This window comes from Lysinibacillus macroides (genome assembly GCF_001281525.1).
GTDB lineage: Bacteria > Bacillota > Bacilli > Bacillales_A > Planococcaceae > Lysinibacillus > Lysinibacillus macroides.
The window spans coordinates 27,558-40,234 of record NZ_LGCI01000006.1; the positions used below are offsets into that span (position 1 = coordinate 27,558).

At 38.2% G+C, this 12,677-nt stretch carries 11 protein-coding genes; 4 read left to right on the forward strand and 7 right to left on the reverse strand.

Annotation, left to right across the window (positions count from 1 at the left end; genetic code table 11):
- Window positions 1-384, forward strand: a 384-nt coding sequence (locus ADM90_RS10410; protein WP_152928015.1) for a transposase, incomplete at its 5' end; no start/stop codon positions are given.
- Between the two features lie 577 nt (window positions 385-961).
- Here ADM90_RS10410 and ADM90_RS10415 read toward each other — a convergent pair.
- The 3 genes from ADM90_RS10415 to pruA all read right to left on the reverse strand — a co-directional run bounded on the left by ADM90_RS10415 (window position 962) and on the right by pruA (window position 5,282).
- Entirely contained in the window at window positions 962-2,206 is a 1,245-nt protein-coding gene (locus tag ADM90_RS10415; RefSeq protein WP_053994963.1) for a Glu/Leu/Phe/Val family dehydrogenase, read from the reverse strand.
- An 83-nt stretch (window positions 2,207-2,289) separates the two neighbouring features.
- Complete coding sequence (locus ADM90_RS10420) at window positions 2,290-3,483, reverse strand: ornithine--oxo-acid transaminase (protein ID WP_053994964.1); 1,194 nt, start codon at window positions 3,481-3,483, stop codon at window positions 2,290-2,292.
- Between the two features lie 254 nt (window positions 3,484-3,737).
- Window positions 3,738-5,282, reverse strand: a complete 1,545-nt coding sequence (gene pruA / locus ADM90_RS10425) for an L-glutamate gamma-semialdehyde dehydrogenase (protein WP_053994965.1) — start codon at window positions 5,280-5,282, stop codon at window positions 3,738-3,740.
- A 145-nt stretch (window positions 5,283-5,427) separates the two neighbouring features.
- Between pruA and ADM90_RS10430 the strand changes: the two genes are divergently transcribed.
- Entirely contained in the window at window positions 5,428-6,750 is a 1,323-nt protein-coding gene (locus tag ADM90_RS10430; protein WP_053994966.1) for a sigma-54-dependent Fis family transcriptional regulator, read from the forward strand.
- 41 nt (window positions 6,751-6,791) lie between these two features.
- Here the strand turns inward: ADM90_RS10430 and yugI are convergent, their stop codons facing one another.
- From yugI to ADM90_RS10445, 3 genes are all read right to left on the reverse strand, one after another.
- A complete protein-coding gene (yugI, locus tag ADM90_RS10435) occupies window positions 6,792-7,169 on the reverse strand; it encodes a S1 domain-containing post-transcriptional regulator GSP13 (protein ID WP_053994967.1) in 378 nt (125 codons plus the stop codon).
- A gap of 87 nt (window positions 7,170-7,256) precedes the next feature.
- Entirely contained in the window at window positions 7,257-8,918 is a 1,662-nt protein-coding gene (locus ADM90_RS10440) for a hypothetical protein (RefSeq protein ID WP_152928009.1), read from the reverse strand.
- The gene (locus ADM90_RS10445; protein WP_053994969.1) at window positions 8,911-9,462 is read right to left on the reverse strand and encodes an RNA polymerase sigma factor; all 552 of its coding nucleotides are present in this window, start codon (window positions 9,460-9,462) and stop codon (window positions 8,911-8,913) included. Before ADM90_RS10445 ends, ADM90_RS10440 begins: the two co-directional genes overlap by 8 nt.
- A gap of 197 nt (window positions 9,463-9,659) precedes the next feature.
- Between ADM90_RS10445 and ADM90_RS10450 the strand changes: the two genes are divergently transcribed.
- Window positions 9,660-11,000 (forward strand): sodium-dependent transporter, encoded by a 1,341-nt coding sequence (locus tag ADM90_RS10450; RefSeq protein ID WP_053994970.1) that lies wholly within the window; start codon window positions 9,660-9,662, stop codon window positions 10,998-11,000.
- Window positions 11,001-11,064: 64 nt separating this feature from the next.
- Here ADM90_RS10450 and ADM90_RS10455 read toward each other — a convergent pair whose 3' ends face one another.
- Entirely contained in the window at window positions 11,065-11,325 is a 261-nt protein-coding gene (locus ADM90_RS10455) for a DUF1871 family protein (RefSeq protein ID WP_083448534.1), read from the reverse strand.
- A gap of 72 nt (window positions 11,326-11,397) precedes the next feature.
- Between ADM90_RS10455 and ADM90_RS10460 the strand changes: the two genes are divergently transcribed.
- Window positions 11,398-12,570 carry a MalY/PatB family protein gene (locus ADM90_RS10460; protein ID WP_053994972.1) on the forward strand — a complete coding sequence of 391 codons (1,173 nt, stop codon included), beginning with the start codon at window positions 11,398-11,400 and terminating at the stop codon, window positions 12,568-12,570.
- Window positions 12,571-12,677: the final 107 nt, after the last annotated feature.

Below are 12,677 nucleotides of genomic sequence, written 5' to 3' on the forward strand. Positions count from 1 at the left end.
CGTGAACATAGCTACTGTTACGACAGCTTTGATGAAAAGTATCAAACGCTTAAGTTCACACGTCCAAAAGATTGCGCAACCTGTCCATTACGTGATGACTCGCTCTGTCAAAAGGTGTTTAAAATCAAGTGTGAAACCGATATCCGCAAATACACGTTTCCAGCACGTGGCTCCGAGCTATGGAAGAAACTTTACAAGGAACGCACAGCTGTCGAACGAGTAAATGCTTATTTAAAGCAATTTTTTCAGTTAAACAACGTCCGTCACAAAACCGGTAGAAAAGCTAAACTGCACTTCAACCTTGTGACGTTTATTTATAATGCCTGCAAATTAGCAGTCGATCGGATGAATGTACGTTTACAGCTACAAAACAACGCAGCTTAAATTTTAAAAAACAAAAATCAGACACAGGAGCAGTCTAAGCTCTTGAAAAAATCGATTTATGAAATTGATTCAATTTCAGATATTTTTATTGAAAATTTTTAAAAATTAGTGCTCCAAATAAAAAATATCATTAAAATGTTTCAAAAGCCCTAAATAAGCAGAAATTTAATATATTAAAAAGGTATGTTTATGGTAGTATTTTTATAGCTACACAAGGGAGAAATTGTTCAGATTTTGTATAGACAGGACTTGTATAGTAAACATTACTACATAAAATAAAGGGATTTTGTATATGCTTATTTATTTCATTATTGGATGCGGAATTATAATTGTTACATTGTGGATTGTACGCATGATTCGTGTAAGAAAAGAACGATTGGAGAAGAAAAAGCTTTTGGAGCAACGCCTTGAACATTTAATGCATACAAATAAAAAAAAATCCAATACGTCTACTGAGAACTAGTGCAAATATGGATATCTTTTTTAGAAATAGCAAGCTTGCTAATTTCTTCACACTGTTTACTTCAAACAAAACAAGCCGCCCTCCCTATTTGGAGAACGGCTTGTTTTTAGTTGTTTATACCCAACCACGGAAGCGAGAAGCCTCTGCAGTGCGGCGTACACCTACCATATATGCAGCTAAACGCATATTGATATTGCGTGTTGTTGCTGTTGTATAGACATTGTCAAATGCCTCAACCATTTTTTTGTATAAACGTTCCTCCACTTCTTCCTCAGTCCAATAATAACCTTGGTTATTTTGTACCCATTCAAAGTAAGAAACAGTTACACCACCAGCAGATGCTAGTACATCTGGTACAAGTAAAATACCACGCTCTGTTAAAATTTTTGTTGCTTCAGCCGTTGTTGGACCATTTGCTGCCTCTACAACAATGCTTGCTTTAATATGATGTGCATTATCAGCAGTAATTTGGTTTTCAATAGCCGCTGGTACTAAAATATCACAATCAAGCTCTAATAATTCTTTGTTAGAAATTGTATTTTCAAATAAAGTTGTTACTGTTCCGAAGCTATCGCGACGATCTAATAAGTAGTCTATATCTAAACCCTCAGGATCATGCAGTGCACCATAAGCATCTGAAATACCGATGACCTTTGCACCTAAATCATGCATGAATTTTGCAAGGAAGCTACCTGCATTACCAAAGCCTTGAATCACAACGCGTGCCCCTTTAATATCAATGCCGCGTTTTTTTGCTGCTTCTTCAATAACAATTGTCACACCCTGTGCTGTTGCGCGGTCGCGACCTTGAGAACCACCAAGTACAAGTGGCTTACCAGTGATAAAGCCTGGAGAGTTAAATTCATCCATGCGGCTATATTCATCCATCATCCATGCCATAATTTGCGCATTTGTAAATACATCTGGCGCAGGAATATCTTTTGTTGGCCCTACGATTTGACTTACGGCGCGTACATATCCGCGGCTTAAACGCTCAATTTCGCCCATAGACATTTGACGTGGGTCACAAATGACACCGCCTTTACCACCACCGTATGGTAAATCAACAATCCCACATTTCAATGTCATCCACATTGAAAGCGCTTTAACCTCCTCCTCAGATACTTGAGGATGGAAGCGAACGCCACCTTTAGTTGGTCCTACTGCATCATTGTGTTGTGCACGGTAACCCGTAAATACTTTTGTTGTACCATCATCCATTTTCACGGGAATACGTACTTGTAGCATACGAAGCGGTTCTTTTAATAATTCGTACATTGCTTCATCATAGCCAAGTTTATTTAAAGCCTCTTGAATGACGTCTTGTGTTGATGTGAACAGATTTAAGTTTTCAGACATATTAAATCGCCTCTTTGTTTTTTTTAATGATAATATATCGGCATCATTGTAACATACTTCCGAATTAAAATGTGAACATTTTGTTAAAGTTTAAATACTTTTTCAATTTGTTCGATTGACCAATCTAAATCCTCTTGTGAAATAACAAGTGGTGGTGCAAAACGAATCACTGTATCATGTGTTTCTTTACATAATAGACCTAGCTCTTTTAGTTTTTCACAATATGGACGAGCAGCCTCTGTTAATTCCATACCGATAAATAAACCACGACCACGTACTTCTTTAATCACTGGATTGTTAATAGCTTGTAATTTACCTTTGAAATATTCACCAAGCTCATGTGAACGTTCAGCTAATTTTTCATCTAATAAAACTTTAAGAGATGCAATAGAAACTGCACATGCTAAAGGATTACCACCGAAAGTTGAACCATGTGAACCTGGGTTAAATACACCTAAAATATCACGGTTTGCCGCTACACAAGAAATTGGGAATACACCGCCGCCTAATGCTTTACCAAGGATATACATATCTGGCTCTACTTCTTCCCAATCACAAGCAAACATTTTACCTGTACGCGCTAAACCAGCTTGAATTTCATCAGCAATAAATAGTACATTATTTTCGCGACAAAGTTCACGAGCTGCTTTTAAGAAGCCTTCTGGGGGAATAACGATACCAGCTTCACCTTGAATTGGCTCCATCATAAATGCTGCTGTATTCGGTGTAATCGCTGCTTTTAATGCGTCTAAATCACCGTAATCCACTAATTTGATATTTGGTAGCATCGGGCCGAAGCCACGGCGATATTCTGGGTCAGAAGATAACGAAACCGCTAACATCGTACGGCCATGAAAGTTACCATTACATGCGATAAATTCAGCTTTGCCATCCTCTACGCCTTTTACATCATAAGCCCAACGACGAGCTGCCTTAAATGCCGTTTCCACTGCCTCAGCGCCTGTATTCATTGGTAAAACCATTTCTTTATTTGTTAATTTGCCAACAAGCTCATACCATTCACCAAGGTTTTCACTGTAGAACGCGCGTGAAGTTAATGTTACTTTATCAGCTTGCTCTTTTAAAGCCGCAATAATTTTTGGATGGCGATGTCCTTGGTTGACTGCAGAGTATGCTGATAACATATCTAAATATTTATTGCCTTCTGGATCTTTCACCCAAGCACCCTCAGCCTCTGAAATTACGATTGGCAGTGGATGATAGTTTGCAGCACCAAAATTTTGCGTTTGTTCAATCACTTGTTGTGTTTTTGTCATCTTCTATTCTCTCCTTATAAAATCATGTTAAAAAATCTATGGAAGGAAGGGACTATGTATCTTTAGTAAGTAGAATGCTTAAAATTTAGCATCAATGTCAACTCTACATCTGCTAGCTTCTCCAAGGTAAACTACCTTTTCATGAGTGTCTACGGTTTTAGTCAGTGGCAATATTACCTGGAGAAACTTTGCAAATTATTGTTAAAATACTTTAATTTCTACTTAATTGATCAGCCCTATTAGTAATATGAAAATTAAAGCATTTCAGAAGTTGTTTTTGCTTGCATGTGTAATTGTAAGTAGTCTGGACCACCCGCTTTTGAGTCTGTCCCTGACATATTGAAGCCACCGAATGGTTGGTAGCCAACGATTGCCCCCGTACAGCCACGGTTGAAGTACAGGTTACCCACATGGAATTCTTCACGTGCTTTTTCAAGATTCATACGGTTTTTCGTGATCACAGCACCTGTTAAACCATATTCTGTATCGTTTGCAATATCAATCGCATGGTCGAAGTCTTTTGCTTTAGCAATCGCTACTACTGGCCCAAAGATTTCTTCCTTCATAATACGAGCAGAAGGGTCTACATCTGCAAAGACAGTTGGTTGCACGAAGTAACCCACTGAATCGTCTGCTGTACCACCTGCAACTAGACGGCCTTCGCCTTTCCCGATTTCGATATACTCCGTAATTTTGTTAAACGCTGCTTGGTCAATCACCGTCGCCATAAAGTTAGTAAAGTCTGTTGGATCGCCCACTGTTAAAGTGTTTGTTAACTCCACCACACGCTCCACTACTTGGTTATACACATCTTCTACGATCACTACACGAGAACATGCGGAACATTTTTGACCCGAGAAGCCAAATGCTGATTTCACAATGGATTGGGCAGCTAATTCAAGGTCTGCCTCTTTATCGACAACGATTGTATCTTTACCGCCCATTTCAGCGATAACACGTTTAATCCAAATTTGCCCTTCATTGACAACGGAGGCACGTTGGTTAATGCGTAAGCCAACATCACGTGAACCTGTAAAGCTGATAAAGCGTGTTTTTGGATGATCTACTAGGTAGTCCCCTACTTCAGCACCGCTACCAGGTACAAAGTTCACCACACCTGCTGGAAGACCAGCTTCTTCTAATACTTCGATAAATTTATACGCAACAATTGGTGTTGTCGAAGCAGGTTTTAATAACACGGTGTTGCCTGTTACTAATGCTGCAACCGTTGTACCCGCCATAATCGCGAAGGCAAAGTTCCAAGGAGAAATCACAATACCAATCCCTAATGGAATATAGTCGTAACGGTTATATTCACCTGGACGGCTTTCTACGGGTTGCCCGTCTTTAATACGGAGCATTTGACGCGCATAATATTCCATAAAGTCAATTGCTTCTGCTGTATCTGCATCCGCCTCTGCCCATGGCTTGCCCGCTTCCTTTGTTAATAAAGCCGAGAATTCATGTTTACGGCGACGGACAATTGCTGCTGCCTTGAAGAGCACGTCTGCACGAATAGCTGGATCAACCTTTTTCCATGTTTTAAATGCTTGGTCTGCCTCTTGCATCGCTTTTTCAGCTAGCTCTTGGCTCGCTTTTGATACGCGACCCACGACTTCTGTTTTCTTGGCAGGGTTATACGAAACGATTTTATCCTCTGTTGTAATACGCTCGCCACCAATAATCAGTGGGTAGTCTTGCCCTAAATACCCCTCTACTTTATTTAAAGCCTCTACATAAGCATTATAGTTCGCCTCTTGTGTAAAATCTGTAAATGGTTCGTGTTTGTATGGAATCATACTTAATCCTCCCTAGTGAGATGTATTTGGGTCTGCAAAAAACATTGACGCAAAATATTTTTGCGTATAAAATATTCTTACACTTATTATAATGCAAAATTTAGTTGCATATTTCAAGTAAAAAATTTTTGAGGTGTACATTTTTATGAAAAATTCTGAACCCTTACTACCTTTTTATGAGTTTATTGCAACAAATGTATCCGTTGGCATTCATGCAGTAGACTTATCTGGCAAAACAATTATTTACAATACAAAAATGAAAGAAATTGAAGGATTCCATTTTGATGAGCTTGCAGATCGCTCCATTATCGAAATGTTTTCCTTCCGTCAGCATGAAAGTACATTAATGCGTGTCTTGCAAACAGGCAAAAAAGAAATTAATGTCAAACAAACTTATTGGAATAAAAACGGGCATGAAATCACGACCATCAATGATACTTTTCCACTCTTTGTTGAAAATAAACTAATTGGTGCGATTGAATTTGCGCGAGATATTACATCACTTGAAAAGCTTGTTTATCAGCCCCTTCGCCGTTATGATGAGCCACTAACATTCGATATGATTAAGGCAGCCTCTGAATCCATGCAGCAAGTGATTGAAGATGCTAAAAAAGCAGCAGCTGTGAAATTACCTGTTTTATTAATTGGTGAGTCTGGCACAGGGAAGGATTTGGTAGCAGAAGGTATTCACCATGCAGCCTCTCCCGACCCTGAAGCCTTTGTTACACTTGTTAGTCGCCGCTCCGCTCAGTCCGTGCTCGATAAATTAAAGCAGTTGTTGGACGAAGAGAAAGACTATACATTTTTCTTTGAACGCATTGACTTTTTAAGCTTAGACATTCAGGAACAGCTACTGGATATGTTGCAATCTCTTCCACAGTCTAAATATATGCTCATTGGCAGTGTTGGTAGTGACCCTATTACATTAATTGCCGAAAAAAAGCTGTCCAAGTCACTATATTATTTCTTTGCCAAGATGGCGATTACGATTCCTAACTTAACCGATCGTAAAGAAGATATTCTGCCATTTGTGGATGATTATTTTAGCCGTCATCGAGAGCGCTTTGCCTCTCAGGTCATGGAGCTTGCACCAGATGTTCAGGAATTATTTTTACAATACGATTGGCCAGGTAATCTAAAGGAGCTTGAGCTATTACTGGATGAAATTGTGTCATTTATGACAAATGAATCAACCGTTACGTCAGATTTATTGCCCTTGCATTTTCGCTTTAAAGTACAGCAGCAAAATACCAATAATCGTGAGCCAGAATTTTTTATGTTTCATCAAAATCATGATGTGATGCCACTTGATGCCTATTTACGTGAAGCCGAATCCTATTATGTGCAAAATGTCTTAAATTTATATGAGGGGAATATTACAAAGGCAGCCAATGCACTTGGTATGAGTCGCCAAAACCTGCAATATCGCATTAGAAAAATCAAAAATAACCTACATTCTGAGCAATAAAAAAATAGGGATACCTTCCTCATCGAAAGTATCCCTATCCTCTATTGTCCTGATTGTTCAATCCAGTCCTGTAATTTATCTTTTAAAGAATTAAAACCATTGGCATCTGACTCATCCACGCGATCCTGTAATGATTTACGTGGTGGTGTATCTTTTTTGCGTACTGTTGTTGGACGGTCTTGAAGCGCTCTCATCGATAAACTAATTTTTTCGGCCTCTTCATCGATTTCAAGAATTTTCACTTCTACTTCTTGCCCAACAGTTAAAAACTCACTAACGTCCTTTACAAATCCGTATGTGATCTCCGAAATATGCACAAGACCCTGTGTATTGTCGTCCAGTGCCACAAATGCACCGTATGGTTGAATACCTGTCACTTTTCCGGTCAACACGTCTCCTAATTCATATTTTTTTGCCATAACCTTTGCCCACTTTCTTTTTGTTTGCTACGTATATATCGCTTAGATTATAACATACGTGTAAAATCGGGGCAAAAAATCGTCTCATTAATCCGCTATGCCAATGATTCGGTTATGACCATTATTATTTTTCATTAATTTAATAATGACTGCTTTATCATTCGAATCCTCCTTCATGCGAACAGATACTAATGGATATTTGTGAGGCACATTGGATTCTCCTAATTGACTAATAGCCGTTAAGTTGTCAAGGTGGTTGAATCGACTTGTATCTATTACTGTATTGGGTATAACTAATGCTTGCTGTAAAGCGTGATCTCCAACCATAATGGCATATAAATAAAGCGCAACCATATCAATCGGGCTTAATTGATTAAGCAATGTTTCTTTGCCACCTTCTCTATATTGCTGATATAGCTTGTCAATCCGTACAGCCTCCGCTTCATCCATATAGCTAAAGTGAAACGTATCATAATTTCTAAATCCTGCTTTTTCCCCTTTTGCTTGTAAAAGGGCTTGCCAAATATCATAGGCAGCTAATCCATCTCGTGTCGTGGATGTTTGTTGCTGCGCTAGCTCCTGTAAAATCGTTGCAGCAATTTGCTTCACAACCTTGCTATGTTTACCATCTGCTAGTTGCTGTAAAAATGTAATATAGTCTTTGTTAATCGTGCCATCCGCTAACAATGCAGGATGCTTTGGTGTGCCTTTTAGCAATGCCGTCCATGTATATTCAAATCTATCTCGCAGCATATAATAATACCTTGAACCTGGATTTTTATCCGCTAATAATGCGCGTTCAAACGATGTTAGTATTTCTAATGTTTCCTCAAGCGAATAACGTACATCATCCTTATCCATTACTAAATAGCCTTTTTGTGAGTACTCAAAATAGCCTAAACTATCAGGGTGAAGATATTTAGCTTCCTCAAATGCAAATGCCCCATTAATGGGGTTCGCTTTAAAAGCATAGGAGCCATTATCATTAATAGAAAGCTCCATCCCCTGCTCGCTGGCTGTTTCGATAATAGTTTGTAATTCCAATGGATACTGGCTGCTAGGTACTTTTTTCTTAAGTAGATGCTCATATGGTTCCAGTAAACCGCTGTAAAATGATTCTAATTGAATGGCTGGCTGCTCATATAAATCATAAATTTTATAGGATTCTTCAAACGTTAGTGGCTTTTTACCGTCAATGGCTTCAAATACTCGCCTTGGCGTTGTTAATTTTTCAAGCAAGCTATCTTCCATGCGTTGTAAATTTTCTGCCATTTCTGCTGTTATTCGTTCAGCAGACCTATTATTTGTATAATTGTTAAATTCATTTTCTATATTTTGGATATATGAAAAAGCATTAAGTTCATCTAATGAAACCATTAATTCTTTTCTAATCTCCTCTTTTTGATGCTCATATTTCTCTGTTAGCTCATTCGCCCAATCTCTATACGTTTTCTGTTGTTCCTCCTGCTTTTCCTGCATAATTTGTTGCTCACTATTTGAAAGTTCTTCTGGCTGTTGAATCATATAGGAGGTTCCTAAAATACCTAGTAAAAGCACACTTGCAATACTGACCAGCCAAACAGAAGCTTTCTGACGCTTCACAGGGTTTTTTTGAATTACTTGTGTATTGTGTGTCGCTTTCTCTTCGTCAATTTGCTGTAGCACTTTATTTGGGTCTAGCTGTGTATCCATACGATCATAGGATTTTTTTAGCAATACCATCCGTTTCTCAAATTGTTTATCATCCATTTTCAACACTCCCCTCCTGCATTAATGCTACCTTTAGCTTTTCTTTCGCTCGTAATAAACGCACCTTCACCGTTGATAATGAAATATTGAGTACCTCTGCAATTTCCTCGTATTTTAATTCATGAAAGTAATACAATATGAGCGGATATCGATATTTTTCATCGAGTGCTTGAATGGCATGATGGAGCAGTCTATCCTCCTCAAATAACAGCATAAATTCTTCTGCGGAGGAAGATGATGTACGCTGTGGTTGCGCATGAAGCTTTTGCTCTTTTGCTTGCTGTCGTTGCTCCTTGCGATAATAATCACGAGTAGCATTTAAGGTGATTTTATAGAGCCATGTTGTAAAACGATCCTGTTTAAATTGATGTAAAAAACGATATAGCTTCACAAATACTTCCTGTGATACATCTGCTAAATCATTGCTATGTACGCCACATTGAAAGGCGAACTTTTCTACGGTTCGTTGATGAATTTGAATAAGCTCGATATATGCCTCTTTCTCTCCTTGCTGTGCTTTTAAGATTAATTCAGCCTTTATCAAAAAAATCCCCCCTTTTGTTTATGGAACGAGGAAACCTTTTTAATTGTTACATAATTTAGTTGTTATTTATGCAAAAAGGAAGTAGGTGACTCGTATTCCTTTTAGAAATAGCTAGCATCAATTTTCAGATATTTGCTTGTGTTATAAAAATATTGCGGTAAAATAAAACTTTAGTATTATAAGGAGGATTTTGTTTCGTGTCGTCGAGAGATCAATTTACAACTAAAATTGGATTTATTTTAGCAGCCGCTGGAAGTGCTATAGGGCTGGGAGCGATTTGGAAGTTTCCCTATATGGCTGGCACAAATGGCGGTAGTGTCTTTATTTTATTATTTATTTTATGTACATTCTTTATTGGCTTACCCGTGCTCATAGCAGAGTTTATGATTGGACGTCGAGGCCAAAAGGATGCTGTTACATCCCTTAAGGAGCAAGCGCCAGAAAAACCATGGTATTTTATCGGCTGGGCTGGGATGATTATTGCTGGTCTTATCCTATCGTTCTATAGCGTTGTAGGTGGGTGGATTTTAAGCTATTTAGGTCGTGCCCTTACATTTAAGCTAACGAATACGCATGCTGAGATTAATTATGCAGATTTATTTACAAGTATTATTGCGAGTCCTTTTGAAGCTATTCTTGTGCAAGGGCTATTTATGCTGTTAACAGTCGTTATTGTCTCAGCAGGGATCAAGGGCGGCATTGAAAAAGCAAGCACTTGGATGATGCCTTTACTTTTTATTTTCTTTATCGTGCTCGTTATACGCTCGTTAACATTAGATGGGGCAATGGCAGGCGTTAAATTTATGTTTGTACCTGATTGGTCTTATTTTAACGCAGAAACTTTCTTAATGGCTTTAGGACAAGCGTTTTTCTCATTAAGCGTTGGTATTGCCGTGATGATTACGTATGCTTCTTACCTCTCTAAAACAGAGAAGATTGGCAATTCAGCCATCAATGTGGCATCCATGAATATTATTATTTCCTTACTAGCAGGTCTCGTTATTTTCCCAGCAGTATTTGCGCTTGGCTACACACCTGACCAAGGACCTGGTCTTGTCTTTATTATTTTGCCAGCTGTTTTTGAGCAGCTTCCTCTTGGTGGGCTATTCTTAACGATTTTCTTTATACTTTTACTTTTCGCAACAGTCACTTCTTCGATTTCTATGCTCGAAATTGTTGTAGCCATTGCGATTGGCGATCAGCCAGGAAAACGTAGAAAGATTGCTTGGATTGGCGGTATCATTATCTTTATCGTTGGAATCCCAAGTGCATTATCATTTGGTATATTAGCAGATGTACAAATTTTAGATCGCTCTATTTTTGATTTTGTTGATTTTCTAACTAATAGTATTGGTATGCCAATAGGCGCATTATTCATTTCGATATTTGCTGGCTATTATTACACAAAAGATATTTCACGTGGGGAGCTTGCCGCCTCCAGTACGATGTTCAATATTTGGTATATATTAATTCGTTATATCTCCCCGCTTGCTATTTTAATTATTTTTATTCAGGGTATTTTACCGCTCTTTAAATAATTCACTAAAAAAAGGTTGTCATGCACATGACAGCCTTTTTTTGATGGCAAATATGAAAAATAGTTTAAATAATACATTTTGCTGCAAATTTAATGGCAATTAGCTTGTAGGAAATGGCTACACACTCTTCAAACGGTATCCATTGCTCAAACGAATGCTCATATGTTTCTTGAATAACCTTTGCAAGTGTTGATGGGTCGTCAATTCCTTGCAATGCTGCCACCACATCTGCTGTTTCCGTATCATAATGATCTGGACCTAAGTGGAAGGGGTCCCACTCCGCTAATAGATGGACAGCAGCTTGATTCATTTTTATGTTTTCCAAAATACTCACCTATTATCCTTTAATCATATTCGTATGATACCATAGTAAATAAAAAAGAAAAGAGTGATTTGCTTGTCTATTTTTGATCAAACGATTAAACGTCGTCACACAAATTCTTTAAAGTGGGATGCTATGGAAAAAGTTTATGGCCTTCAAGATGCATCAGATATTTTACCAATGTGGGTAGCCGACATGGATTTTGCTGCTCCAGCCGCTGTTACAAAGGCTCTTCAGCAACATGCTGCGCACACTGTTTTTGGCTATAGCTTTATTGGCGAAGAAACCTTACAGTCCATCGTAGACTGGCAAAATACTCGTCATGATTGGCAAATTCAAAAAGATGCTATTCTATTCTGTAGCGGTGTTGTTGCTGCTTTAGCGAACTGTATTGTTGCACTAACGGAGCCTGGTGATAAAATATTGATATCATCACCAGTCTATCCACCATTCTTTACTATACCGAAAAGCAATGCTCGTGAAGTGGTTAGCTGTCCTTTCGTTGAAAAAGATGGCACCTTTACCTATGATTTTGAAGCTTTTGAACAGGCACTTGCTCAAAATGTAAAGGCCTATATATTATGTAACCCACATAATCCAGGGGGCTATGTATGGGATGAGGCAACGTTAAAGGAAATTATACGCCTTTGTGCTAAACACGATGTTATGATTATTTCTGATGAAATCCATGCTGATCTAATGTTAAATGGTGAACAGCATATCCCATTAGCAAAAATTGCAGGTGATGAAATGGATCGTATCATCACATGTATGGCACCTACCAAAACGTTTAACTTAGCTGGTATTCAGGTGTCATATATGATTGTGACCGATAAGAAAAAACGTCTCCAATTAGAGGCAGTCAATATGGCGAGTGGACAAGGCTTATTAAACGCATTTGCTCCTGTAGCGCTTCACGCTGCTTATACAGAAGGCTCTCCTTGGTTAGAGGAACTGCTTTCTTATATCTCTGTTAATATAAACTATGTGAAGACTGAATTAGAGAAGATTCCAGGTATCCGTGTTATGAAGCCACAATCCACTTATTTAATATGGATTGATTATCGACAATTAGCGCTTGAGGAAAAAGAAGTAATGAAGCGTTTATTAGAAATAGGCAAGCTAGGACTAGAACCAGGAACAAAGTACGGAGAAGAAGGTCGAGGCTTCCTACGTATGAACGTAGCCTGTTCATTTGAAACCGTTCAGGATGGCGTAGAACGCTTTAAAAAAGCTTTTGCAAAATAAAAAAATATAAAGAAAGGATATCTCCACTTTTCGAGATATCCTTTTTTAAATGTTTAAAATAATTATTTTGTGGAAAAGTTTCTTAACGATTGGATAGAGAAGAGGTG

Excerpts from the sequence above, each read along its gene's own strand:
- ADM90_RS10415 (WP_053994963.1), bottom strand. The coding sequence starts at position 2,206 with ATGTCTGAAAACTTAAATCTGTTCACATCAACACAAGACGTCATTCAA.
- ADM90_RS10420 (WP_053994964.1), bottom strand. The coding sequence starts at position 3,483 with ATGACAAAAACACAACAAGTGATTGAACAAACGCAAAATTTTGGTGCT.
- pruA (WP_053994965.1), bottom strand. The coding sequence starts at position 5,282 with ATGATTCCATACAAACACGAACCATTTACAGATTTTACACAAGAGGCG.
- ADM90_RS10430 (WP_053994966.1), top strand. The coding sequence starts at position 5,428 with ATGAAAAATTCTGAACCCTTACTACCTTTTTATGAGTTTATTGCAACA.
- yugI (WP_053994967.1), bottom strand. The coding sequence starts at position 7,169 with ATGGCAAAAAAATATGAATTAGGAGACGTGTTGACCGGAAAAGTGACA.
- ADM90_RS10440 (WP_152928009.1), bottom strand. The coding sequence starts at position 8,918 with ATGGATGATAAACAATTTGAGAAACGGATGGTATTGCTAAAAAAATCC.